Genomic DNA, 23,777 nt, shown 5'->3' with positions numbered 1-23,777 from the left:
CGGTCCGGGCTTCGCCACGCCGTGGCCGGCCCCGCCTCGGGCCTCGGCCGCACCTGGCGGCCAGAACCGGCAAGATCGCGAACCCCGTATGCCCTAGATGGTGCGGGCTGGGTGCACCGGATTCGATACCAAGAAGGCGATCATCACGCCCGCGAGCGCCGTCGGCCGCCGAAGATCTCCGGTTGGGTATGAAAATCGGCGCCGCGACGCCGCGCCACCCTGTTCTCCAGTCGAGTACAGGAGCCGTCGGCCTCGGCCAGGGCCCGGAGGCCCGAGATTTGGAAGGCTATTCCTGGACCGGCATGCTGGGGCCTCGTCTGTGCGTGTGTAGATGATCGTCGAATCGGTCACGAATGCTCCGCTCACGTCTCGTTCTTCTCGGTGTCAAGGTCAGTCCCTGCCCGTCCCGCTCTGTTGCTGGAGACAGCCCGAGGGGAAAGCAGCGTCGCGGCGCCGCGGGTGTTTCATAGGTCGTTGCCGGCGTAGGAGAGGTTGAAGCTTTTGTTGGCGAGGGGGAAGTCGGGGACTATCGTGCCGGCTAGGGCGACGGGCAGCGCGGGCCAGTTGAAGAAGGACGGGTCGACGACTTTCACTCGGGTTAGCGTGTCGTTGTCGTCGAGTTCGACGCGGTGGGTGATGGTGCCCCGCCAGCCCTCGACGATGCCGACTCCCGAGGCCGGCCCGGTGTGTCGGGGCGGGGGTGGCCAGGTGCCGGTCGGCCCTGGTGTGAGGGTGTCGGCGAGGTGGGTGAGCAGGGCGAGGGAGGCGTCGATTTCGTCCGCGCGGATGAGGAAGCGAGCCAGGACGTCGCCGCCGGAGTGGGTGGGGACGCGTAGGTGCCCGCGCAGGTCGTAGTGGGGGTGGGCGAGGCGAGCGTCCTCCGGGAGGCCGCTGGCGCGGGCGACGTAGCCGAGGGCGCCGAGGTCCCGGGCCGCGTTGGTGGGAAGGACCGCGGTGCCGGTGAACCGGTCCCGTACGACGCTGTGGCCGAGCGCGAGGGCGACGATCTCCTGCGCGTCCCGGGCGGCCGCCTGAAGCTCTCCGGGCTCCGGGATGGCTTGCAGCCGGGTGCCGCCGAGGTGGACCCCACCGCGCAGGAGCCGGTGGCCGGTGACGCGCGCGTTGAGGCGTAGCAGGCGTTCACGCAGCCGCCCCGCGTGGGCGTGCAGGACGCTGTGGCCGACGTCGTTGCACAGGGCGCCGAGGTCGGCGACGTGGTTGTGCAGGCGTTCCAGTTCCAGCAGGAACGCTCGTCCACGCTGGGCGTCCGGGGAGACGGCGAGGCCTTGGGCGTCTTCGACGGCGAGGCAGTAGGCCAGCGCGTGGCCCACCGCGGTGTCGCCACTGATGCGCTCGGCGAGCGGCAGCTTGGCGGCGGGCGGGTGGCCTTCGAAGAGCTTCTCGACTCCTCGGTGCAGGAACCAGAGGCGGGCTTTGAGTTTCAGGATGGTTTCGCCGACGACGGAGAAGCGGAAGTGGCCGGGTTCGATCAGCCCGGCGTGGACGGGACCGACGGGGATTTCGTACACGCCGGGGCCCTCGACGGTGAGGAAGGGGTAGGGGCCTTCGGGGTCGCCGAACGGGGGCGGCTCGCCGGCGTCGGCGCGCATCGGGTACCAGTGGTGCGGCCAGTGGGGATGGCGAACCAGACGGCGGGGCAACGGATGACCGGTGGGCTCGATCCCGTAGAGATCGTGCATCTCACGTTCGAACCGGCCTGCCGGGAACGACAGCTCGGCCAGGCTGGGAACGGCCGGGGCGTCCGGGTCGAGGCGGAGGTGGAGTTCTATCCGGGAGTCGGGTGGTCCGGCCACCAGCAGGTAGACGACGCGGATGGCGCAGGGGCGGGCGGTGCCACCGAGGGTGGCGGGGGTGTCGTGGTGGGCGGCGACGAGGGCGAGCCGGTAGCCGTCTGCGAGAAGGCTTTCCGTCCGGGTGCGCAGTTCGGTGGCGGAGACGTCGACGGCGGTGCGGCCGGCGGGCCGTGGAAGCGCTGCGGGGGGCGGGCTGGGGACGGTCACGGGTCTCTCGCTCGGGTGTGCGGGCGGATGGTGCGCGGTCCGGTGTCGCGCGGGCGGTGGCCGGCGCGGTCTGGTGCTGGCTGCTGGCTCGGGTCACCGTGGCGCCAGCAGGCTGCCGGCCGTCGTCAGGAGGTGGTCGAGCGGCCCGGCGGTGAGGCCGAGCGCGACGCAGGCCACGACGCCGGCGACCAGCGGCGCCGCGGCGGTGGGCCGTAGCCGCAGTTGCGGCCCGTCTGGTGCGGCCGGTCCGACCAGGAGGTCGATGCCGTGGCGGGTCAGCGCGACGAACGCGACCAGCACGGCGATCAGGGCGGCGGCGAGCGGCCCGGCGAGGTGCGCGTTCGCGGTGCCACGGGCGATGCCCATCTCGGAGGCGAACAGGGCGAACGGGGGCAGGCCGAGCAGGGCGGCGAGGCCGACCGCGAAGACCGTGCCGAGCAGCGGGCCGCGGGCCAGGACGCCGCGGGCGTCGGCGATGGCGGTGGAGTCGTGGGCGAGCTGCAGGTGCCCGGCGGACAGGAACAGCACCGCCTTGCCCAGGCCGTGCGCGAGCACGTGCAGCAGCAGCGCGGCGATCGCGAGGTCGGTGCCGGCCGCGGCGGCGAGGGCGAGCAGGCCCATGTGCTCCTGCGAGGAGTAGGCGAGCATCCGCTTGTAGTCGCGCTGCCCGACGAGCAGCAGCGCGGCGACCAGCAGGGTCGCCAGGCCCAGCGTGAGCAGTCCGGCGCGCAGGAACCCGGGGCCGAGCGCCCCGTCGGAGATGACTTTGACGCGGAGCAGGGTGGTGAGGGCGACGGAGAGCAGGACTCCGCTCATCAGCGCCGACACGGGGGCCGGGGCCTGCGAGTGGGCGTCGGCGAGCCAGGTGTGGAAGGGCGCCAGGCCGGCTTTCGCGCCGTAGCCGAGCAGCAGCAGGGCGATGGCGAGACGGGTGACGTCCGGGTCGAGACGGGGGGCGGCCGCGGCGAGTGCGTCGAAGTCCAGGCCGCCCCCGCCCGTGGCACCAGCGTGGACGCTGGCGAAGTACAGGACGACCGTGCCGAGGAACGCCAGAGCGATCCCGACCGAACAGATGATCACATATTTCCAGGTGGCTTCCAGCGAGGCGCGGGTCCGGCGGTGTCCGACGAGGAAGGCGGTCGCGACGGTCGTGCCTTCGATCGCGACCCAGACCACGCCGAGGTTGTTCGCCAGCACGGCCAGGGCCATCGTCGCGAGGAAGAGGTTGACGAGGACGCCGTAGGCGCGGGCGCGGGCGGGGGTGGTGTGTCCGCGGGCGCGTTCGGTGTCGAGGTAGGAGATGCTGCCCCAGGTGGCGAGCGTCGCGACGGCGCCGATGACGATCGTCATGACGGCGCTCAGGGCGTCGGCTCGCAGCAGCCGCCCGCCCGCGAACGCATGCCCGTCGGCGACGGTGGCGGCCAGGACTCCGCCGCTGACCAGCGTGGCGGCGGCGGCGGCGACGCTGGCGTACCCGGTCGCGCGGCGCCAGCCGGCGACGCCGACGACCGCGGCGCCGGCCAGTGGTGCCAGCAGCGGTGCGACCATGGCCGCGGTCACCCACGGGGTGGCCGTCACCGCGGTGGACACGGTGGTCGCGGTGGTGGTCATTCGTGCAGCTCCTGGAGCTCGGCGAGGTCGGTGCCGCCGAATTTCGTCCGCATGCGACCGGTCAGGGCGGCCACGACCAGGACGGCGAGGAGCAGGTCCAGTGACGCGCCGAGCTCGACGACGAGCGGGACCCCGGAGGTGAGCAGGAACGCCAATGCGGCGATCCCGTTGTCCAGTGTCAGGAAACCGATCACCTGGGACACGGCGCGGCGGCGGGTCGTCAGGACGAGCAGTCCGATGAGGGTGACGGCCAGGGCGGCGGGTGCGGCATGAGTGGCGGGGCTGGGATCAAGCCTGACGAGCGGACGGCTGACGGCGTAGGCCAGCACCGTCAGCGCGGCGGTCAGCAGCAGCGAGACGGTGGTGCTGACCAGCGGGGCGGCCTCGCGGGTCTCCTCCGGGCCGCCCGGGGTGTGCAGGTCGGGAGGCGTGGTGCTGCCGGTGCCCCGCAGGTGGCCGAGGTCCGGGCCGCGGCCGATGTACCGGCCACCGTCCGTCCAGTCGGCGGCCGGGCGGGCGGCCGAGGGGACGAGCCGCGAGACCAGCCGGGGCAGCACGCCGGCGCGTAGCACGAGGACGGCGAGCGCTACGGCGACCAGGTGCCCCTCGTGGCGGTACAGCCCGCTGACGAACGGGATCGCGGCCAGTGCCGTGCCCTGGACGCTGAGCAGGTGTACCGAGGGGCCGAGCTGGCGGCGCCAGACCGCTCCGATCGCGCACAGCAGCTGCAGGCCGGCGGCCAGGTACAGCAGGTCGGTGTAGGCCACTGTCGTCATCCGCGCTCCCGGTCAGCCCGTCGGGGTGGCGAGGAAGTAGGAGGCGGTCACCGCGAGGAGCCCCAGCAGGAACGACCCGGCCAGCAGCTCCGGCACTCGGAACAGCCGTAGCTTGGCGAGAAAGACCTCCGCGCCGGCGAGCGCCACGGCGAGCAGCAGGACTTTGCCCGCGACCGCGACGAGGCCCACCAGCAGGCCCACGATTCCGCTCCCGGCGCCCGCGATCCCCCACGGGACGGCCAGGTTCGCCAGCAGTGACAGCAGCACGGTCAGGCGTATCGCCGTCGCCCACTCGATCAGCGCGAGCCGCGGTCCGGTGTACTCCAGGATCATCGCCTCGTGGACCATCGTCAGCTCGAGGTGGGTGGCGGGGTTGTCGACCGGCAGCCGGCCGGTCTCGGCGACGACGACGACGGCCAGCGCGGCGAGCGCGAGCACGGCCGCGGGTGACGCGACCCGGCCGGGGTCATCGACCGTAGCAGCGACGATCTTGCCGAGGTTCGACGAGTGCGCCGGCACGGACAGAGCGAAGCCGGCGACGAGAACAGTCGGTTCGACGAGTGCGGCGATGGTGGCCTCACGGCTCGCGCCCATCCCGCCGAACGCCGTGCCCGTGTCGATCCCGGCCAACGCCAGCGCGACCGTGCCTGCCAGGAGCAGCCCGACCACGGCGAAAAGGTCGGCTGCCGGGTCCAGCGGGGAGGCGGTGGTGACCGCCGGCACGATGGCCGCGATCAGCAGGCTGGTTCCGGCCAGCACGAGTGGGGCCGCGGCGAACACGACCGTGGTGCCGGCCGGATCGAGGCGCTGCTTGCCGAGCTGCTTGCGCAGGTCGCGCCACGGCTGTGCCCAGCCGGCCCCCGCCCGGCCCTCGAGACGCGCGCGGACCTGGCGCATGGTGCCGACGACCAGCGGCGCGCCGGCCGCGGCCGCTGCCACCTGCAGCGCCAGGCCGGCCGCGCCGGCGGCGCTCACCGGGCCACCACCAGGGCGACGATCAGGCCGGCCGCGCCGTAGGCGAGGTAGACATGGATGCTGCCCCTGTGGGCGCGCCGCGCGATCCGGGCGGCCGCGGCGACCATCCGGATCACAGGCGTGTACAGCGAGGTCTCGAGGGCGTCCCGCAGCCGCGACCGGTAGGCGACCTTCGCCACCAGGTAGGGCGCCTGGCGGTAGGGGGTGACCGCCAGCTCGATGTCCGGGCGCAGCACACCGTCGAAGACCCGTTGCAACGGCTCGGCGAAGGACGTCGCGGTGTACTGCATCCGCGTGTTGAGGGCACCGCCGCCGCAGGCCCACAGCTCGGCTGCCCGCGGCGGCGGGCGGCGGCGGGCACGCCACCGGGTCGCGCAGAAGGCCACCAGCATCCCGGCGGCGACGCCGAAGGCGAGCCACGCCGGGGACATCGACCCGCCGGCCCCGGGCAGCCGCAACAGGACCCCCAACTGCGGGCGCGGGGTACCCCGGCCGCCCGGCAGCTCGAGCAGGACCCGCGACACCGTGGGGGCCAGGACGGCGGGTGCCACCGCCAGCACGCCGCAGGCCACTGCCGCGAGGCCCATGCCGGCGGCCATCGGCCGGCCGACCTCACGCGCGCCCGCCGCTTCGGCGCTGCGGGGCCGGGCGAGGAAGCCCACCCCGAACGCCTTCACCATGGCCGCGACCCCCAGCCCGGTGGTCAACGCGACGACGCCGACTGTGAGTGGCATGACGAGCGCGACCGTCGTGCCGCCGGCGGGCAGGGCATGGACGAGGCTTTGCAGCAGCAGCCATTCGCCGACGAAGCCGCAGCCCAGTGGCAGCCCGGACGCGCCGAGCGCCGCGACGCCGAACGCGGCCGTGGTGCTCGGCATCCGTGGGGCGAGGCCGCCGAGGGCGTCGAGGTCACGCCGGCCGGTCGCGGTGGTGACCGCGCCGGCCGCGAGGAAGCCCAGCGCCTTGAACGCCGCGTGGCCCACCACATGCACGAGTGCCGCCGTCATGGCCACCGCGGCGACCCTCGTGCCGCCCGAGGCCGTGAGCACCATCGCGGTCCCGAGCGCCACGCAGATCAGGCCCATGTTCTCGCTGGTGCTGTAAGCCAGCAGCCGCTTGAGGTCGGTCGCGACGCACGCCTGGAGCACGCCGAACACCGCCGTGACCGCCCCTGCGGCCAGCAGCACCAGCCCCCACCAGCGCGGGCCTGAGCCGAGAAGGGCCACATCTACGCGCAGGATGCCGTAGATGCCGAGGTTGACCATCGCTGCGCTCATCAGGGCCGACACCGGTCCGGGCGCCTCCGGGTGCGCGCGAGGCAGCCACGCGTGCAGCGGCACCAGGCCCGCTTTCGAGCCGAAACCGGTGACCGTCAGAAGGAACACCGCCGTCCTGGTGGTCGGGGAAAGGCCGGCCGCGCCGGCGCGAAGTTCTGGGAATCCCTGCGCGCCGGCGGCCGCGGCGAACACGGCGAGGCCGATCAGGACGGCGACGAACCCCAGGTGGGTCATGGCCGCGTACCACAGACCGGCGTCTCGCACCTCGCGGCGGCGCGCCTCGGTGAGCACCAGCAGCAGGCTGCTCAGCGCCATCAGTTCCCACAGGAGCAGGAACGTCGTGACCGAGTCGGCCAGCGGGACGCCGAGCATGCACCCCAGGAACAACGGCAGCACCGACAGCGGCGTGCGGCCCAGGTGGCCGTGCGCGGCGTACCCGACGGTGTAGATCCCGACGGCGACTCCCACCGCGCCGGTCACCACCATGAACAGCCCACCGGTCGCGTCCGCGGCCAGCCGCAGCCCGGCCAGCGGCACCAGCCAACCGACGCTCACCGGCGCGAGCCCACCGCCGATCGCCGCCACGCCGTAGACCACCCCGGCCCCGCCGACGACGCCGATCCCAGCGCCGGCGACCGTGGGCAGCGCCCGGGACGGCACGGTGAGGACCGCCAGGCACGCCAGCACGGTCGCCGCGGCGAGGACCGCGGCGAGAACGGCGGCACTCACCGGCCGCTGACCTGGCGAAGCACCTGGATGATCTCCGCCGGGGCCGGTGGGCAGCCGGGCACCTCGGCGTCCACGGCGACGACGTCGCTGACCGGCCCCAGCACCCCGTACCCGCCGGCGAACTCCCCGCAGTTACGCGCGCAGTCGCCCACGGCGATCACCACGCGTGGCTGCGGGGTGGCTTCCACCGTGTCCCGCAGCGCCTGCGCCATGTTGTGGGTGACGACTCCCGTCACCAGCAGCCCGTCGGCATGGCGTGGGCTGGCCACCAGCCGTGTGCCGTACCGTTCGCCGTCATACACCGGCGAGAAGCACCCGCCGAGCTCGATCTCACAGCCGTTGCACGAGCCGGCGTCAACGTGCCGCAACTGCAGGGACCCACGCAGCAGTGCCGGTGCAGCCGCTGCCCCGGGCGGCGGCGGGGCGGGCTCGGCGATGCGGCCCACGCGTCGGATTGCGGCGAACAGTCCCATGGTCCTCTCGAGATGATTCGTCGTTCCAGGCAGTCGTCGCGAACGGTGGACCCGCGTCGTGTGATCATGGTCACGGCTCCGTGGCGAGCAGGTCGCGAAGCAGTTCCGCCTGCTCGTTGAGTACGCCGGTCAGGATCGAGCGGGCGACCGCCAGCAAGGAGACGATCTCCGGGGACGCGACGGCGTAGTAGACCGTGGTGCCCTGCTTGCGGGTGGTCACCAGGCCGGCACGGCGCAGCACACCGAGCTGCTGAGAAAGGTGCGAGGTCTCCAGCCCTATCTCGGCCACGAGCTCGCCCACCGACCATTCGCGCTCGCTGAGCAGTTCCAACGCCCGGATGCGCGCCGGGTGGCCCAGGGTCCGGAAGAACTCCGCCTTCAGCTGGTACAGCGGCGTCGTCACACGTCCTCCCTCGCCGCGTGGCCAGCCGTCGACCAGGGTGGGCGCCGACAGTTGGCGATCTTCATGTTTGACTACCTGACGAGTTCTTCAGATAGAAGGAATATAGTTCGACTTACCAACAGTCTGTCAAAGGGGTGGGAGATGCCTGCCACAATCCCGGGCCTGCAGCCGGCACCGACGCGGCATGCGGCGCTGTCACGGTGGGTCACCGCGATTGCCGACCTCACCCGTCCCGACCAGGTCCACTGGTGCGACGGCAGCGACGCGGAGTACGACCGGCTCTGCGCCGAACTGGTCGACAAGGGCACCTTCATCCGTCTCGCCGAGAACAAGCGGCCTGGCAGCTACTACGCCGCGAGCGATCCCGGCGACGTCGCCCGGGTCGAGGACCGCACCTTCATCTGCTCGAAGAGCCCGGACGACGCCGGCCCGACGAACAACTGGACCGACCCCGACGAGATGCGCGCCACCCTGCAGGGGGCGTTCGCGGGCTGCATGCGCGGCCGCACCATGTACGTCGTCCCGTTCTGCATGGGACCGCTGGGCTCACCGATCTCCGCGCTCGGAGTCGAGATCACCGACTCGGCCTACGTCGCCGTCTCGATGCGCGTGATGACCAGAATGGGTTCGGCCGCTCTCGACCAGCTCGGCGAAGACGGCTTCTTCGTCCCCGCGGTACACAGCGTCGGCGCGCCGCTGCACCCCGGGCAGCCCGACGTCACCTGGCCCTGCAACCCCACCAAGTACATCGTGCACTTCCCGGAGACCCGGGAGATCTGGAGCTACGGCTCCGGCTACGGCGGCAACGCCCTCCTGGGCAAGAAGTGCTACGCGCTGCGGATCGCTTCGGTGATGGCCCGCGACTCCGGCTGGCTCGCCGAGCACATGCTGATCCTCAAACTCACCGGGCCGCGGGGCAACGCCCATTACCTCGCGGCCGGCTTCCCGAGCGCGTGCGGCAAGACCAACCTCGCCATGCTCGTCCCGACCATCCCAGGCTGGAGGGTCGAGACCATCGGTGACGACATCGCCTGGATGCGGTTCGGCGAGGACGGGCGGCTCTACGCCGTCAATCCCGAAGCCGGCTTCTTCGGCGTCGCACCCGGCACCGGCCCCGCGACCAACCCCAACGCCATCGACACGATCCACCGCAACACGATCTTCACCAACACCGCCCGCACCGACGACGGCGACGTCTGGTGGGAGGGACTGACCGAGCAGGCCCCCGCGCACCTCACCGACTGGCGGGGGCAGGACTGGACGCCCCAGTCCACGGGCCCGGCGGCGCATCCCAATGCCCGGTTCACCGTCCCCGCCAGCCAGTGCCCGACAATCGCCGCGGAATGGGCGGACCCGGCCGGCGTACCGATCTCGGCCATCCTGTTCGGCGGCCGTCGCGCCACTGCCGTGCCGCTGGTCGTCGAGTCGACCTCCTGGCAGCATGGCGTCTTCCTCGGCGCCACCGTCTCCTCAGAGACCACAGCCGCCGCCACCGGCGCCCTCGGCGAACTACGCCGGGACCCGTTCGCCATGCTCCCGTTCTGCGGTTACAACATCGGCGACTACCTCACCCACTGGCTCACCCTCGCCACCCACCCCGGTGCACACCTCCCGCCTGTCTACTACGTCAACTGGTTCCGCCGGCACCCCGACACCGGCGCCTACCTCTGGCCCGGCTACGGCGAGAACAGCCGCGTCCTCGCCTGGATCGCCGGACGGCTCGAGGGCACCGCCCACGGGCGCCGCACACAGCTCGGCGTTATCCCCACACCCGACGCACTCAACACCGACGGCCTGGACATCGCCGCCGACGACCTCGACCTGCTCCTGTCCGTCGACCACACCGCCTGGGAACGCGAGACCGTCCTGATCAGCCGCTACTTCAACAGCCTCGGAACCCGCCTCCCCGACGCCCTGTGGATCGAACTCGCGACACTCGCAGACCGGCTGCGGTGACCTCGCAGGCTCGGTCGCGGACCGCCGCACCGGCACCACCGCGGGGCGGCGGCAACCTTCAGGGCCGCGCCGGGGCGGCCTAGCCCTGTCTTCCGCGCATGGGGTTTCGATGCCCCGACGTGCCATTTTTGATCATGAAGTGGGGCTCGCACCGACAACCCGCACCCGCTGTGATCGAACAAGTTGAATCCTGTCAGATTTCACCCTCCGGACACCCGGCTGCCGGACGGTGGGCCGACAGGAGATCACTCGTCCTGGCCATAGGGTGCACGTGCGGAGAACGGGCCTAGCCCGGCAGGGTGCCCCGCCGGTGTCAGGGGGCCGGCGGGTCCCAGTCCAGCAGGCGGGCGCCGAGCACCGCTGTCTGCAGCACGTAGCGGTCCGTCGGCGCGGTCGGGTCGTGCCCGGTGAGCTGGTGTACGCGCGCCAGCCGGTAGGTGAGCGCCCGTGCCGACAGGTGCAGCCGGCGCGCGGCCGCGAGCGCGACGGCGCCCGCCGCGAAGTAGGCGTCCAGCGTGTCCAGCAGCGGGCCCGCACCGCCGCGCGCGGTCCGCAGCGGGCCCAGCACGCTGTCCACCAGCTCGACCAGGGCCTCCCGGTCGCGCAGCAGCACCCGGAAGATCAGCAGGTCGTCGGCGTGGGTCGGCTGGCGCACGAGGCCGAGGCGGCCGGCCAGCTCGACCACCGACGACGCTTCGGCGAAGCCGATCCGCGTGCCGGTCACGCCCGTGCGCGGGCGGCTGACCCCGACCCGCCACGGCGGTGAGCCGGCGGCCGCCGACAGCGCCGCGGTCAGCGCCCCGAGCGCCCGGGGCGCCCCGCTGGCGGCGGCGGACGCGTTCCGCAACGGGGTGAAGAACGACGAGCCGCCCCCGCCTGGTCCCGGCTGGCTGGCACCGGCGGCGGGCGGTCCGGCGCCCGGCGAGTCCGGCCGGCTCGGATCCGCCGGCGTGCTGTCGGCGATCTCCTGCGGCACCACGCAGACGAGCAGGCCGTCCTTGACCGCGACGAGCGGCTCCGTGGCGCAGGTCGAACGCAGCGCCGCGTCCACCGCGCGGCTGGTCCCGCGGCCGTCGACGAACCGGCGCTCGCCGGCGGCGACGAGCACGACGTGCGGCGCCTCCAGGTGCAGCCCGAAGGCGGCCGACCGTTCGAGCACCAGGCCCGGGTCGGTCGACGTCCCGGTCAGCAGGTCGTCGATCAGCTCGCGGCGCAGTGCCTCCTCGGCCCTGGCTCGCGCGGCCCGGGCCGCCTCGTAGCCCTCGCACACGGCGGCGACCGCGTCGTCGCTCGCCCGCAGGACGGCGGCAGCCGCCGCCCGCGTCCGGTCGGCCTCGTTGCGGGTGCCCGCGGCGCGCACGGCCGGCAGCGACGGCCAGGCCCGCCAGGTCGCGGACAGGTAGAGGTCGACGAGCGCCCGCAGCGACGCCCCCGACTCGGCCGCCGCCTGGCCGAGCCCGTGGAAGCGGGCCAGCTCCGCCGCAGCGAGCCGGCGGCCGGTCTCGGCGGCCGACGCGAGCGTCGGCAGGTAGTCGCCGAGCAGGCTGGCCGGCAGCCGGGCGTCCTGGGCGGCCAGCACCGCCGCGCGGGGCAGCCTGGTCAGGCTCGTTCCCGGCAGCGCCGCCGAGCCGTCGAGCTCGTCCTCGACCGGCACCCGTCACCCTCCGTCCCGCTTGATCACCACCGCGAACGGCTCCGGATACCGCCGCCTCCTGCCGAGTGTCGGCAATCGAATCCTAGGCAACGTCGCGCACATCGCACTGTTCCTGCCGTGGGTCTGCAAGGCCGCGGCCCGTTGAATGGGATGTAGGCCAAGCCGGCCCGCCGGGACACCGAACCACTCGCCCCGGCCAGCACCGGGCCAAGGCCCGCGGCGGCCGACCTGTCGTCCGCCGCCGATCCCACCGCCTACCCGGACTCACCTGGAGGAACGGTCATGCACGTCCCCATCTGGGCCTGGGCAGCCTTCGTCGCCGCCCTAGTCGCCCTGCTGGCCCTCGATCTGCTCGCGCACCGGCGAGCCCACGTGATCAAGTTCCGCGAGGCGGCGCTGTGGAGTGCGCTGTGGGTGAGCCTCGGTCTCGGCTTCGCCCTGGTCATCTGGGCCTGGCAGGGGCCGGCGGCGGCCGGGCAGTACACCGCGGCCTGGCTGCTGGAGAAGAGCCTCTCGGTCGACAACCTGTTCGTCTTCGCCCTGATCTTCGGCTACTTCAAGGTGCCCCGGCAGTACCAGCATCGGGTGCTGTTCTACGGCGTGCTGGGCGCGCTGGTCCTGCGGTTCGCCTTCATCGCCGGCGGCATGGCGCTGCTGAACGCCTTCCACGTCGTGATCTACCTGTTCGGCGCGTTCCTGGTCTACACGGCGATCAAGATGGTGCGCGGGTCCGGCGAGGTCGACATGGACCCGGGCCAGAGCAGGGCGGTCCGGCTGCTGCGCCGTGTCATCCCCGTGACGGACCAGTACGAGGGCCAGCGGTTCCTGCTGCGTCGGCGCGGCGTCCTCGTCGCGACGCCGCTGCTCGCGGTCCTGGTCGCGGTCGAGACGGCCGACGTGCTGTTCGCCTTCGACTCAGTGCCGGCCGCGCTGGGCGTGACCGACCAGACGTTCCTCGTGTACACGGCGAACGCGCTGGCCATCCTCGGGCTTCGGTCGCTGTTCTTCCTGCTGTCCGGGGCGCTCGACCGGTTCCACCACCTGGGCACCGGGCTCGCCGTCATCCTCGCGTTCATCGGCGCGAAGATGCTGCTCACGGACGTCGTGCACATCCCGATCGCCGTCTCGCTCGGCGTGATCGGGGTCGTGCTCACCGCGTCGGTCATCTGGTCGCTGCTGACGCCGGCACCGGAGCAGCCGGCCGAGCCGGGATCGCCTGCCGAGGCTGGCGCCACTGCCGCCGCGCTCGCGGGCGCGACCGGGCCGGCGCTCGACGGGGACCTCGACGGCTCCGCCGAGGGCGAACCGCGACCGGTCGGTCAGGGCGCGGGGGACCTCGCCAGGAGATAGCCCCGATCCGTGGGCCGAGTGGTCGGCGCAGCCCGCCGGCCGCCCGGCCCACGGCTGTCCCGTCGCGCCGGCGCCCTCGCGACCCTGATCGCGGTTTCGGCGCGTCAGCGGCTGTGGACGGAACCTCAGCACGACCATCAGGACCCAGACGGCGATCTACGGGCCGAATCCATCCTTGCGTTCGATAACTAGTGTGCAATATGATTGCGCCCGATCGATCGAAACGCGATCGACGCCCGGCGATCGGAGGAACAATGGAAGCGATCTACACTGCCACGGCCACCGCCTCGGGTGACGGCCGCAACGGCCACACCGAGAGCGACGACGGCGTGCTCTCGGTCGACGTCCGGATTCCGAAAGAGATGGGCGGCACCGGTGGGGCCACCAACCCGGAGCAGCTGTTCGCCGCGGGCTACGCCGCCTGCTTCCACTCCGCGCTCAAGCTCGTCGGCGGGTCGGAGAAGGCCGACCTGGAAGGCTCGCAGGTGTCGGTCAGCGTGTCCATCGGCGCCCGGCCCGACGGCGGCTTCGGCCTGGCCGTCGAGATCGACGTGCACGCCCCCCGCCTCGGCCGCGAGACCACTACCGCGCTGGTACAGAAGGCGCACGAGGTCTGCCCCTACTCGAACGCCACCCGGGGCAACGTCGAGGTCGCCCTCACCGTCGTCTGACCGCGCGACGCTCGCCTCCGATGGAGCCGGTGGCGACTGACGGCGTCGCGCGCGCGGCGGCCGCCGCCGGCTAGGAGATCTTGAAGCCGGTGTAGCCGGCGGCGGCGATCTCGTCGCAGCGCCGGCGGAACGACGGCAGGTCTCGGCCTGTCCCGGCAACAGCTCGCTCCAGGTCCACTCCTGCTCGAGATCGGCCGAGAAGCTGTACGAGTACTCGATGCTCTCGATGTCGCAGCGTGCCCCGGGGTACCGGTTGAACAGCCACGTCTCCCGGCCCGGTCCGCCGCCTCCACGCCCTGCTGACCCGCCCCGACGAGCAGCGCCGCCTCGCGGCCGACCCCGCCCTGATCACCACGGCGGTCGACGAGATGATCCGCTGGGTGTCGCCGGTGAAGCACTTCATGCGGACCGCGACCAGGGACACCGAGGTCCACGGCGTCCCGATCGCCGCCGGCCAGGCGGTCCTGCTCTCCTACCCGTCGGCGAACCGCGACGAGGACGTCTTCGAGCGCCCGGACACCTTCGACGTCGGGCGGACCCCGAACAAGCACGTCGGGTTCGGCTTCGGCGCGCACTACTGCCTCGGCACCCACCTGGCCCGCCTGGAGGGCCGCGCCCTCTACGCCGAGCTGATCCCCCGGCTGCGCTCCGTCGAGCTGGCCGGCGAGCCCGAGTACATGCGAACCCTGTTCGTCGGCGGCCCCAAGTGCCTCCCGATCCGCTACACGCTGGCCTGACCGTTCGACTTCTCGACCTGAGGAACCGTGACCACCAAGGTCCGTCCGTCGCCTTGGTCCCGGCGCACGCGGCGACGGTCAGGACGACAGCAGGTCCAGGGTGCCGAGGTCGCGGATCGCCGCGCAGGCGTTGGTGGCCATCGACAGGAACATGCGGTCGGAGGTCTCGGTCGGGGCGCTGGCGCTGTACATGCAGCCGAGCACGGTGATGAGCGGTCCCTGGGGCATGCCGAGCCGGTAGTCCAGGAAGCAGTCGTCGAGCGAGTAGTCCGCGACGCCGAAGCCGACCAGGGTCTCGTGGTAGGCCGCGACCAGCGCCTTCTGGTCGGTCCGGCGCAGCTCGGTCGGCAGGGCGGTCGAGAGGAAGTAGGCCAGGTCGCGGCCGGGGAAACCGACCTCGAGTGACTGCCAGTCGACAGCCGTGACGTCGCCGCCGCCGGCGAACAGGAGGTTGTCGAGCCGGTAGTCGCCGTGGATCAGGGAATGGCGCCCGGCGATCCGCCGGCCCCAGCCGGACATCGCGTCGGCGGTCCGGGTCAGCGTGTCGGCGTCCTCGGGCGGGAGCACCGCCCGGAACCGCTCGACGAAGTCGGCGGCCGCCCTGACGAGCAGCCGCCCGAAGCCGATCAGGGCCCGTTCGTCGCCGCGGCGCAGCCACTGGTGGCCGTCACCGGTGAGGGTCTCGTCGTTCCAGAACGACGCGTGCAGGCCGGCGAGGTTGCGGACCGCGGTGGCGGCCTGCTCGGCGGTGCACCCGGCGACCTGGCTGCCGGGTAAGGCGGGGTGGGCGTCCTCCAGCACCAGGGTGAACCGGCGGGCGTCCGCGGTGATGTCGGCGCTCCAGCAGCGCGGGACCCGGATCCGCGCCGCCGGGGCGAACAGGCGGTAGAAGTTGACCTCGGTGCGGTAGCCGAGGCCGATCAGGTCCCTGATCTCGGTGGGCCCGGTCGCCATCTTCAGCACCACGGTCCGCGGCGCGTCAGGCCCGGCATCCGGGACGTCCAGGACGAACCGGTAGCTGGCGCCGAGCTGGCCGGTGCCGATCGGCTCGTACGACAGCCCGGCCACGTCGAGGTCGGTACCGCCGGCGCGCAGCACGCTGGTCATCCACGCCGGGGTGACGTCGGCGGGATCGTCGAGGACCCACTCGCCGGGAGCGACCTCGTCCAGGTCCGGGTTCGGCAGGTTGCCGCTCATCATGCGTCCCTCACCTGAGTGCTCGGCGACGAGGCGTTCGTCGACCGGGTGTTCGTTGACGGTCTGGTCACGACATCCGGCCGGGGTTCGCGGGCAGGGCCGAGACCGCCGCGGGCCGGACCTTCCGGTAGGCCTCGACGACCGGGACCAGCTCGTCCGGCGACACTCCGTGCAGGACGACGCCGGTCGCGCCGAGGCCGAACTGGCGGACCACCGCGTCGGCGCACTGCTCGGGCGTGCCGGTGGCGCTGGCCGCCAGCCACTCGTCGGGCAGGAGCGTCGCGAGATGCTCCAGCTCCTTCTCGTCGGCCTTCGCGTCGAACGCGCCGCGGAACCCCTTGACGAGCTCGTCCTCGCGGAACCGGGCGAGAACCGCCGGGTCCCAGTCGTTCACCCGGACCAGCATGTCCCCGTACCCGATCAGGTACGTGGCGAGGCGCCCGACGGTCTTGCGCAGCACGTGCTCCTGGGCGACGTGGTCGCCGATCGTGGCCAGCACCGACCAGATCCGGATGCTGTCGGGGTCGCGGCCGGCCGCCTCGGCGCCCCGGCGGACCGCCGCGATCGAGTCGGTCAGCGCCTTGCCCGAGAAGAAGGTGTGCAGCACGACGCCGTCCAGGCAGCGCCCGGCGAGTTCCAGGGTCTTCGGGCCGAGTGCCGCCATCATCAGCGGGATGTCCTCGTCGAAGTCCGCGTCCTGCTGCAGGTAGGGGTACTTGCCGGCCGGGCCGTCGTGGCCGAGGACCATCTCGCCGTGCCAGAGGCGGCGCATCAGGCCGGCGAAGTCCTCGATCTGGGCGGCGGTCACCGGCGGGAGCCCGACGGCCTTCCAGAACAGGTCGAAGCCCCGGCCGAGCCCGAGCGCGAAGCGGCCGCCGGTGAGCCGGTGCATGGTCGTCGCGAAGGTCGCGGTGACGATCGGGTGGCGGGTGTGGTGGTTCGTGGCCGCCGTCGCGACGCCCAGCCGCTCGGTGAGGGCACCCGCCGCGCCGCACAGGGCCGCGGCCTCCTTGGTCGAGAACCGCTCGGAGACGAAGACGGTCCCGAGACCGAGGTCCTCGCCCGCCCGCACCTCCGTGACCAGGTCGCGGGGCGTGGCGGAATGGCCTGCCAGGGTATAGAAGCCCAGCTCGGTCAGCTGATCGGTGGACATAACGCTCCCGGGTAGCTCACGTGGGAATCCCGTCGGAACATGCGCCGGCCGCGCCGGGCTGGGCCCGGCGCGGCGACACGGGCGGCAGCTTGGCCCGGTCGCCCTGGACCGCGTCCATGCGCGCCTCGCACAGGCGGACGTCACCGGCCAGCAGCTCGCCGGTCGAGTGGATCCGGCCGGCCTCGAGCGACCGGGTCAGCATGAAGCGCAGGTCGGTCAGCACCGGGGCGGGGCGGCGGTAGCGCAGCTGGAGGCCGGCCGTCCTGCCGGCCACGCCGGCGTCGCAGTTGTGGTGCTGGATGGCCGCGTCGAAGAACAGGGCCAGGAAGCCGCCATGAACCAGGCCCGGCGGGCCCTCGTAGGCGACGGGGAAGTTGACGGTGCCGGTCGCCCGGTCGCCGTCGACGGCGATCTCGTACTCCGGGAACGCGGGGTTGAACGCGCCGATGTGGCGCGAGTGGTCGAGGTAGAGCCGTCCGTCGCCGGCCGCGGCGGCCCCGACGCGGGGCTCCGGGTCCGCCGGGGCGAGCGGCGCGAGCTGCCGCTCGGCCTCGTCGAGGGCGGCGGCGAGCGCGTCCAGCCGTGGGTCGGGGTGCTCGATCGAGAGCACGAGCCCGGTTACGCGACGTAACCGGGCGGCGAGCTCGACCGTCTGCGGCAGGGGCTCGACGCCGAACGTCCAGCGGTCGGCGCCCGGCGCCGGGAGGCCGGTCACGTCGGTACTCCCGGCGCCGGGCTCGACCGCCGGGCGCCGCGCGGGCTCCTGGGACGGCCGAGGCCACCGCCGGGCGGGCTGGCGGCCCCGCCTGGGTTCCCGGCCGGGTCCGGAGTGGTCTCCATCGCGGCCATGCTACCCATGGACCATCTAAACCTCTAGATGTATAAGCCCGCCGCGGCGCCCATGGGGTCGACTACTTCGGCGCGAAGCGCTGGCCGCCGTCGAGCCGGATCGTGGAGCCGTTGAGCATCGGGTTCTCGATGATGCCGACGGCCAGGCGGGCGTACTCCTCGGGCCGGCCCATCCGCTTCGGGAACGCGGCGTCCTTCGTCAGGACCTTCTCGAACTCCTCCGGGATTCCGGCGGTCAGGCCGGTGTGGAACAGGCTGGGCGCGATGGCGTTCACCCGGATGCCGAGCGAGCCGAGGTCGCGGGCCATCGTCAGGCACATCGCGGCGACACCGCCCTTGGCCGCCGTGTAGGCGATCTGCCCGATCTGGCCCTCGAAGGCCGCGATCGACGCGGTGTTGATGATCACCCCGCGCTCGCCGTCTTCGTTCGGCTGCTGCTTGCTCATCTGCCAGGCGGCGAGCCGGGCCACGTTGAAGGTGCCCGTGAGGTTCAGGTCGATGACCTTCTGGAACTCCTTCAGGGGCAGCGGCCCCTCCTTGCTGATCGTCCGGATCGACCGGGAGCCGCCCGCGGTGTTGACCACCGCGTCGATCCCCCCCAGCGCGCCGACCGCCGCGTCCAGGACGCCTTCCACGCCCTCGAAGTCCGTGACGTCGCAGACGTGGAAACTGCCGCCGAGGTCATCGGCGACGGCCTGTCCGGCGCTGGTTGGCAGGTCCAGGATCGCGACCTTGCCCCCTCGCGCGACGACCAGTTCCGCCGTCGCCTTGGCCATGCCCGAGGCACCGCCAACGATGACCGCCCGCAGGCCCTTGAGCTCCACGCGTCGTTCCTCCCTGTTCGGGTCCGGCAGGCACGAGCGCGGGGTATCCGACCGCTGGTGGCTGACCTGCCGGGACAACTGGATCTTTCTGCCGGCCGGGCGCCGTCCTACGTCCCGGCGCCCGCCACCTCTTGGTGCAACGGATAAAGTATGCGTTTCCGCCCGCCCGCGCCCGGGCCGCGTCGTCCGCCGGTCCGCGCGGCCGGAAGCCCGACGTCGGGCGGGGTCGGTCAGGCGGGATCGGTCAGGCGCACGGTGGCGACCGTGCTCAGCTTGCCTGCGCCGACGTCGGTGATGTGCACGACGGAGAACCGGCCGTCGCCCACGGCCACCGCCCGCGCCGGGCCGGTCGAGATCGGCCGCAGGTACCGGACGTTCATCGCCTCCACCACGACCGGGCCGGCCGCCAGCGAGGACGCCGCCTCCTCCGCGGCGAGGGCGACGAGGCCGCCCTGGATCGCGCCCGTGGCGTTCAGCCCGTCGGGACGGCGCGGCACCTCGACGATGCCAGGCGCGACGGTCCGGCCGCCGATCCGGTCGGCGAGCGGCCGGGCCAGCAGCGCAGGGTTGCCCCAGGCCCTCGGGAAGCCGTCGGGAAACACGTCGCGCGGGTTCGGCGACGCGATGAAGGAGATGAGCGCGACCGCCAGCGGCGCGCCCGAGGCCTCGTCGTGGAACCGCGTCTCGCTGACGACCACCGTCCGGCCGACCTTCAGCAGCCGCGCGACGACGCCGATCCGGACGCCGCTGCGCGCCTGGGCGTACAGCTGGATCTCCAGGTCGAGCGTGAGCGGGATCCGCGGACTGAGCGCCTCGCCCACGACGGTGCCTGCGATGACGTCCGCCCAGGTCGCCAGCACGGAGGTACGCAGCGTCGACGCCCCCGGAACGCACAGGTGCGGCGTCACCTGCGCGTGCCCGTGCAACGCGCCCTCGCCGTCGGTCAGGCGCAGACCGAGCTCGGTGACGATGTGACTGGCCGGCGGGGCCTGATCGTGGCCGGCTGCCCGCGCGGCCGGGACCTCGCCGTTCCCACTCCCGGCGGGTTCCGGCGCAGGATGCGCCCCGGACCGTGCTGCGACGCTCATGAGGCCAATCCTCGCACAAAGGGTTAGATATTTTCGCGCCACGTCGGGCGTCCGGGCGCGACGGGCCGCTACCGCGCTCCCGTTCAGTATTCATCACGCGACGCGCACAGGTTCATACTTTACGTTTACCTTCGACTGACACACAGTCACTTCATGCGCTACAGCAGACTGTCTGCCGCCACTGCCGGCATGATCGTTGCCCTCGTCCCGCTCGCCCTCGCCGGCTGCGGCTCCACCACCGACCCGTCGGCCGCCGCGGCGACGCCCACGGCCACGGCCTCGACGACCTCCTCGCCGTCGCCGCCGCCCGTCCTCGTCCCGCCGACGGTCGTACTCACCCGGTTCGCCCGGTACAGCCCGGACGCCAAGGCCATCACCTACGACACGGCGCGCGTGCCGGTCGACGCGGATGTCGCCGTCGTGTCGGCGCAGGCCGCCGGCCACACGCTGACCGTGCTCGCGGTGCGCGGGCTGCCGCCGAACCAACGGTTCGGCGCGCACGTGCACTCGAACGCCTGCGGCCAGAGCGCCGAGGACGCCGGCTCGCACTACCAGCACCTGGTCGACCCGAAGCAGCCATCAGTGGACCCGGCCTACGCCAACCCGCAGAACGAGATCTGGCTCGACTTCACCACCGACGCGAGCGGGTCCGCGCACTCCGAGTCCACCGTCAACTGGGTCTTCGACAACCGCCCGCACAAGTCGATCGTCATCCACGAGACGTCCACTGAAACCGCGCCCGGCCACGCGGGCAAGGCCGGTGCCCGGCTCGCCTGCGTGGATCTCTGAGCGGGCCGCCAAGCTGTACGTCACCCCCTGATCGCCGAAGGCCGGCGGCCCGACCCCGGGCCGCCGGCCTACCGGCCTTCGCCGCTGAGCTGATCTGCCGCGCACCGGCTGTCAGAATCACCTGGTGCTGCGCGGGGTGCTCTTCGATCTTGACGACGCGCTGGTGGATCAGCGAACGGCGGCCGACGCCGCCGTCCTCGGGTGGGCCGCCGGGCACGGCGTCACCGACCCGCAGGTCAGCGAGCGATGGGCGAGCGTCTCCGAGACGCACTTCGCGCGCTACCAGCAGCGGGAGATCACCTTCACCGAGCAGCGCCGCGCCCAGGTACGCGAGTTCCTCGCGCTCACCGTGACCGACGACGAGGCGGACGCCCTCTTCGCCGGCTACCTGTCCCGCTACCGGGCCGGCTGGGCGACGTTCGACGACGCCGTCCCGGCCCTGCGCCGGGCCCGCGCGGCGGGCCTGAGGGTCGCGGTGTTCACCAACGGGGACGAGGAGCACCAGCGGCTCAAGCTGCACCAGGTCGGCCTGGCCGAGGAGATCGACCTCCTGGTCGCCTCGTCGATGCTCCCGGCCGGGAAGCCGGACCCACGCGCCTTCGCCGGCGCCCTCGCGATCGTCGGCCTCGCGGCCGGGGAGGTCCTCATGGTTGGCGACTCGCTGCCCAAGGACGTCCGGGGCGCCCTCGACGTGGGCATCAGCGCGGTCCTGCTCGACCGTTACGACGCCCATCCGGACGTCGAGGTCCCCCGCATCCACGGCCTGCACGAGCTCTCGCTCGCCGGTCGGCCCGAGGCCCCGGCGGGCGCGGGCGGGCGGCGACGGGCCGGGCCGCCGCGGCGCTGAGCCGACCGTGCCTTCCGGCGATCCGTCAGAACGCCGGCCCACGGCCCTGGCCCGTTCAGGGCCGTGGGCCGACGACGTCGTAGCGGGCGCAGGCGAAGGCCCGGTTGCGCGCGACCTCGACGAGGCGAAGGTCGAGCCGGCGCGGCAGCAGCGGGCGACCGGCGCCGAGTGTGACCGGGGCGATCGACACGACGACGGCGTCCAGGAGGCCCGCGTCGGCGAACTGGCCGGCGAGGTCGCCGCCACCGACGACCCAGACGTCCTTGCCCCCGGCCGCCGCCGTCGCCTCGGCGTGGACCGGCCGGGCGCCGCCGCGGGCGAAGCGGATGTCGGCGCCGTCGACCGCCTTGAGGTCGCGGCTGGTCATCACCCAGGTCGGCTGCCGGTAGTCCCAGGTCCCGCCGGTGGAGATGTGGTTGTCGAGCAGCCACTGGTAGGTCGACGAGCCCATGACCAGGGCGCCGACCTCGCCGACGAACTCGTCGTGGTTCATCGGGCCGGCGGGGTCGACGTCCTGGGTGAGCAGCCAGTCGAGCGAGTGATGCTCGTCGGCGATGAAGCCGTCCAGGGTCGTCGCCGTGTAGTAGGTCGTGCGGCTCATCGGTTGGCTGCTCCTGTCGTCTCGCCGGGCTTGCCCGGCCCGGTCCCCGCGGCGGCTCGCGGCCGGCTCGCCTTGCGCCAGTCTGTCCGGCGGGGCTGTCCCGCCACCTGGCCGATCTTGCTCGGCACGTCGGGACCGTGACGGCGGCGACCGTTCGCGGGCGGCGCGGTGAGCCGCCCCGGCCTCGACGGGAGGTCCGGCGCGGCGGTCCTCGACCCGGCGACCTCGCCAATACATCTAGATGTCTTGGCGCCGTTGCAGTAAAACGTGTCCCAGGGGACCGCTGCGCCGCTCGGGCCAGCCGTCCGGTATGGAGGCCCCCGATGGTCCACGACGAGGGTACGAGCGCGGCGTCGCGACCGGTCGACGCCGACAACCACTACTACGAGCCGCTCGACGCCTTCACCCGCCATCTCGACCGGAAGCTGCGCCACCGCGCGGTTCGGGTCGTCCAGGACGGGTCGCATGCCGAGATGGTCATCGCGGGCAAGGTCAACAACTTCATCCCGAACCCGACGTTCGACCCGGTCATCGTCCCGGGCTGCCTCGACCTGCAGTTCCGCGGCCAGATCCCGCCCGGCGTCGACCCGCGCAGCCTGACGAAGGTCGAGCCCATCTCGCCCGCCTACCGGGACCGCGACGTCCGGATCATGACGATGGACGCGCAGGGCCTCGACGCGGTGCTGCTGTTCCCGACGCTGGGCTGCGGCGTCGAGCAGGCGCTGGTGCGCGACGTGCCGGCGACGATGGCGAGCCTCACCGCGTTCAACCGCTGGCTGGAGGACGACTGGGGCTACGCCTACCAGGGGCGGATCTTCGCCGCGCCGATGATCTCGCTGGCCGACCCGGCCGGCGCCGTCGAGGAGGTCGACCGGGTGCTCGCGCTCGGAGCCCGGATCGTGCACGTCCGGCCGGCGCCGGTGCCGACCGGAGGCGACCACGGCCGCTCCCTGGGCGACCGGGCCCACGACCCGGTCTGGGCCCGGCTCGCCGAGGCGGACATCCCGGTGGCGTTCCACCTGGGTGACAGCGGCTACAACGGCACGGTCGGCGCCGCCTGGGGCGGGCCTGAGGACTTCGCGCCGTTCCGGGCGCCGGACCCGCTCGGCAGCGTCCTCATCGCCGACCGGGCGATCCACGACACCATGGCGAGCCTCATCGTCGGCGGCGTGTTCACCCGCCACCCGGCGCTGCGGGTGGCGAGCGTCGAGAACGGCTCCGACTGGGTCTACCCCCTGGTCAAGAGCGTGCGGAAGCTGGCGAACCGGGCGCCGCGCCTGGTGCCCGAGGACCCGCTGGACACGCTGCGCCAGCACGTCTGGGTGACGCCTTACTACGAGGAGGACCTGCGCAAGCTGGCCGACACGATCGGGGTGGAGCGGGTCCTGTTCGGCTCCGACTGGCCGCACGGCGAGGGCCTCGCCGAGCCGGCGGCGTTCGTCGACGAGCTGGGCGCCTTCAGCCCGGACGAGGTGCACCGGATCATGCGCGCGAACTGCGCCGAGCTCATCGGTCTGCCCAGCTGACGCGCCCGCGGCGTCCGCCACGTACTCGGTGGACACAGCGAGCGGCCTCGTGGTTAAGTGTCGAACGTCACTGAATGTGATGTCGGTCTCGTGGCGGGGGGCCATCCGGATCGCTGGGCCACACCGTCGAAGGCCGCCACCAGAACCGCAGCGCCGGGGCTGTTCCCGGGTCCGCTGCTCACGGCCCGGGGGGCAGGCCGGGCTCGACCTGACTGACGAGATCCCGATACCGAGCGTCACAACGATGGTGGCGCTCCCCCCGGACGGGCA

20 protein-coding genes and 1 pseudogene are annotated in these 23,777 nt (G+C 72.8%); 7 read left to right on the top strand and 14 right to left on the bottom strand.

The window, feature by feature from the left end; translation table 11 throughout:
- Positions 1-464: 464 nt before the first annotated feature.
- The 7 genes from FRADC12_RS26520 to FRADC12_RS26490 form a co-directional block, all read right to left on the bottom strand.
- The gene (locus FRADC12_RS26520; RefSeq protein WP_084011209.1) at positions 465-2,021 is read right to left on the bottom strand and encodes a hydrogenase large subunit; all 1,557 of its coding nucleotides are present in this window, start codon (positions 2,019-2,021) and stop codon (positions 465-467) included.
- 93 nt (positions 2,022-2,114) lie between these two features.
- Positions 2,115-3,632: a proton-conducting transporter transmembrane domain-containing protein gene (locus FRADC12_RS26515; RefSeq protein WP_198153055.1), complete on the bottom strand. Its 1,518-nt coding sequence runs from the start codon at positions 3,630-3,632 to the stop codon at positions 2,115-2,117.
- A complete protein-coding gene (locus tag FRADC12_RS26510; protein WP_045878656.1) occupies positions 3,629-4,408 on the bottom strand; it encodes a hypothetical protein in 780 nt (259 codons plus the stop codon). The genes FRADC12_RS26515 and FRADC12_RS26510 overlap by 4 nt, the downstream gene beginning before the upstream one ends.
- Positions 4,409-4,420: 12 nt before the next feature.
- Positions 4,421-5,383, bottom strand: coding sequence for a respiratory chain complex I subunit 1 family protein (locus tag FRADC12_RS26505; RefSeq protein ID WP_045878655.1), 963 nt, complete (start codon positions 5,381-5,383; stop codon positions 4,421-4,423).
- The gene (locus tag FRADC12_RS26500) at positions 5,380-7,389 is read right to left on the bottom strand and encodes a proton-conducting transporter transmembrane domain-containing protein (RefSeq protein WP_198153054.1); all 2,010 of its coding nucleotides are present in this window, start codon (positions 7,387-7,389) and stop codon (positions 5,380-5,382) included. Before FRADC12_RS26500 ends, FRADC12_RS26505 begins: the two co-directional genes overlap by 4 nt.
- Positions 7,386-7,862 carry an NADH-quinone oxidoreductase subunit B family protein gene (locus tag FRADC12_RS26495; RefSeq protein WP_045878654.1) on the bottom strand — a complete coding sequence of 159 codons (477 nt, stop codon included), beginning with the start codon at positions 7,860-7,862 and terminating at the stop codon, positions 7,386-7,388. Before FRADC12_RS26495 ends, FRADC12_RS26500 begins: the two co-directional genes overlap by 4 nt.
- A 70-nt stretch (positions 7,863-7,932) precedes the next feature.
- Positions 7,933-8,265, bottom strand: a complete 333-nt coding sequence (locus FRADC12_RS26490; RefSeq protein ID WP_045878653.1) for an ArsR/SmtB family transcription factor — start codon at positions 8,263-8,265, stop codon at positions 7,933-7,935.
- 141 nt (positions 8,266-8,406) lie between these two features.
- Here FRADC12_RS26490 and FRADC12_RS26485 point away from each other — a divergent pair, with 141 nt between their 5' ends.
- Entirely contained in the window at positions 8,407-10,221 is a 1,815-nt protein-coding gene (locus FRADC12_RS26485) for a phosphoenolpyruvate carboxykinase (GTP) (protein WP_045878652.1), read from the top strand.
- Positions 10,222-10,534: 313 nt separating this feature from the next.
- Here FRADC12_RS26485 and FRADC12_RS26480 read toward each other — a convergent pair whose 3' ends face one another.
- Positions 10,535-11,875: a PucR family transcriptional regulator gene (locus FRADC12_RS26480; RefSeq protein ID WP_045878651.1), complete on the bottom strand. Its 1,341-nt coding sequence runs from the start codon at positions 11,873-11,875 to the stop codon at positions 10,535-10,537.
- 282 nt (positions 11,876-12,157) lie between these two features.
- On the opposite strand from FRADC12_RS26480, the gene FRADC12_RS26475 reads away from it, so the two are divergent.
- The 3 genes and pseudogenes from FRADC12_RS26475 to FRADC12_RS26465 all read left to right on the top strand — a co-directional run.
- Entirely contained in the window at positions 12,158-13,225 is a 1,068-nt protein-coding gene (locus FRADC12_RS26475) for a TerC family protein (RefSeq protein ID WP_045878650.1), read from the top strand.
- A gap of 254 nt (positions 13,226-13,479) precedes the next feature.
- Positions 13,480-13,896 (top strand): organic hydroperoxide resistance protein, encoded by a 417-nt coding sequence (locus tag FRADC12_RS26470; RefSeq protein ID WP_045878649.1) that lies wholly within the window; start codon positions 13,480-13,482, stop codon positions 13,894-13,896.
- Between the two features lie 287 nt (positions 13,897-14,183).
- Positions 14,184-14,633: pseudogene (locus FRADC12_RS26465) on the top strand (cytochrome P450); the annotation flags it as partial.
- A 78-nt stretch (positions 14,634-14,711) separates the two neighbouring features.
- On the opposite strand, the gene FRADC12_RS26460 reads toward FRADC12_RS26465, so the two are convergent.
- The 5 genes from FRADC12_RS26460 to FRADC12_RS26440 form a co-directional block, all read right to left on the bottom strand.
- Positions 14,712-15,830 carry a phosphotransferase gene (locus tag FRADC12_RS26460; RefSeq protein WP_349305912.1) on the bottom strand — a complete coding sequence of 373 codons (1,119 nt, stop codon included), beginning with the start codon at positions 15,828-15,830 and terminating at the stop codon, positions 14,712-14,714.
- A gap of 67 nt (positions 15,831-15,897) precedes the next feature.
- Positions 15,898-16,983, bottom strand: coding sequence for a TIGR03857 family LLM class F420-dependent oxidoreductase (locus FRADC12_RS26455; protein WP_045878647.1), 1,086 nt, complete (start codon positions 16,981-16,983; stop codon positions 15,898-15,900).
- 16 nt (positions 16,984-16,999) lie between these two features.
- A complete protein-coding gene (locus tag FRADC12_RS26450; RefSeq protein ID WP_045878646.1) occupies positions 17,000-17,698 on the bottom strand; it encodes a hotdog fold domain-containing protein in 699 nt (232 codons plus the stop codon).
- 196 nt (positions 17,699-17,894) lie between these two features.
- Positions 17,895-18,656 carry an SDR family oxidoreductase gene (locus tag FRADC12_RS26445; RefSeq protein ID WP_045878645.1) on the bottom strand — a complete coding sequence of 254 codons (762 nt, stop codon included), beginning with the start codon at positions 18,654-18,656 and terminating at the stop codon, positions 17,895-17,897.
- Between the two features lie 230 nt (positions 18,657-18,886).
- Positions 18,887-19,744 carry a PaaI family thioesterase gene (locus FRADC12_RS26440; protein ID WP_052711201.1) on the bottom strand — a complete coding sequence of 286 codons (858 nt, stop codon included), beginning with the start codon at positions 19,742-19,744 and terminating at the stop codon, positions 18,887-18,889.
- 153 nt (positions 19,745-19,897) lie between these two features.
- Here FRADC12_RS26440 and FRADC12_RS26435 point away from each other — a divergent pair, with 153 nt between their 5' ends.
- Both FRADC12_RS26435 and FRADC12_RS26430 read left to right on the top strand, forming a co-directional pair.
- Positions 19,898-20,533 (top strand): superoxide dismutase family protein, encoded by a 636-nt coding sequence (locus tag FRADC12_RS26435; RefSeq protein ID WP_045878644.1) that lies wholly within the window; start codon positions 19,898-19,900, stop codon positions 20,531-20,533.
- A 124-nt stretch (positions 20,534-20,657) separates the two neighbouring features.
- Positions 20,658-21,380 carry an HAD family hydrolase gene (locus FRADC12_RS26430; protein ID WP_045878643.1) on the top strand — a complete coding sequence of 241 codons (723 nt, stop codon included), beginning with the start codon at positions 20,658-20,660 and terminating at the stop codon, positions 21,378-21,380.
- 55 nt (positions 21,381-21,435) lie between these two features.
- Here the strand turns inward: FRADC12_RS26430 and FRADC12_RS26425 are convergent, their stop codons facing one another.
- Positions 21,436-21,981: a dihydrofolate reductase family protein gene (locus FRADC12_RS26425; protein ID WP_045878642.1), complete on the bottom strand. Its 546-nt coding sequence runs from the start codon at positions 21,979-21,981 to the stop codon at positions 21,436-21,438.
- Between the two features lie 323 nt (positions 21,982-22,304).
- Between FRADC12_RS26425 and FRADC12_RS26420 the strand changes: the two genes are divergently transcribed.
- Positions 22,305-23,507 carry an amidohydrolase family protein gene (locus tag FRADC12_RS26420; protein WP_045878641.1) on the top strand — a complete coding sequence of 401 codons (1,203 nt, stop codon included), beginning with the start codon at positions 22,305-22,307 and terminating at the stop codon, positions 23,505-23,507.
- The last annotated feature ends 270 nt before the right edge of the window (positions 23,508-23,777 follow it).

It is taken from the genome of Pseudofrankia sp. DC12 (assembly GCF_000966285.1).
Classification (GTDB): domain Bacteria; phylum Actinomycetota; class Actinomycetes; order Frankiales; family Frankiaceae; genus Pseudofrankia.
Note: the sequence above shows the minus strand (reverse complement) of the source record. Positions and strands in the feature narration are given on the sequence as shown.

Coding starts and splice junctions, on each gene's coding strand:
- FRADC12_RS26515 (WP_198153055.1), bottom strand. CDS start 3,632: ATGACCACCACCGCGACCACCGTGTCCACCGCGGTGACGGCCACCCCG.
- FRADC12_RS26510 (WP_045878656.1), bottom strand. CDS start 4,408: ATGACGACAGTGGCCTACACCGACCTGCTGTACCTGGCCGCCGGCCTG.
- FRADC12_RS26495 (WP_045878654.1), bottom strand. CDS start 7,862: ATGGGACTGTTCGCCGCAATCCGACGCGTGGGCCGCATCGCCGAGCCC.
- FRADC12_RS26485 (WP_045878652.1), top strand. CDS start 8,407: ATGCCTGCCACAATCCCGGGCCTGCAGCCGGCACCGACGCGGCATGCG.
- FRADC12_RS26475 (WP_045878650.1), top strand. CDS start 12,158: ATGCACGTCCCCATCTGGGCCTGGGCAGCCTTCGTCGCCGCCCTAGTC.
- FRADC12_RS26470 (WP_045878649.1), top strand. CDS start 13,480: ATGGAAGCGATCTACACTGCCACGGCCACCGCCTCGGGTGACGGCCGC.
- FRADC12_RS26460 (WP_349305912.1), bottom strand. CDS start 15,830: ATGAGCGGCAACCTGCCGAACCCGGACCTGGACGAGGTCGCTCCCGGC.
- FRADC12_RS26455 (WP_045878647.1), bottom strand. CDS start 16,983: ATGTCCACCGATCAGCTGACCGAGCTGGGCTTCTATACCCTGGCAGGC.
- FRADC12_RS26440 (WP_052711201.1), bottom strand. CDS start 19,744: ATGAGCGTCGCAGCACGGTCCGGGGCGCATCCTGCGCCGGAACCCGCC.
- FRADC12_RS26435 (WP_045878644.1), top strand. CDS start 19,898: ATGCGCTACAGCAGACTGTCTGCCGCCACTGCCGGCATGATCGTTGCC.
- FRADC12_RS26425 (WP_045878642.1), bottom strand. CDS start 21,981: ATGAGCCGCACGACCTACTACACGGCGACGACCCTGGACGGCTTCATC.
- FRADC12_RS26420 (WP_045878641.1), top strand. CDS start 22,305: ATGGTCCACGACGAGGGTACGAGCGCGGCGTCGCGACCGGTCGACGCC.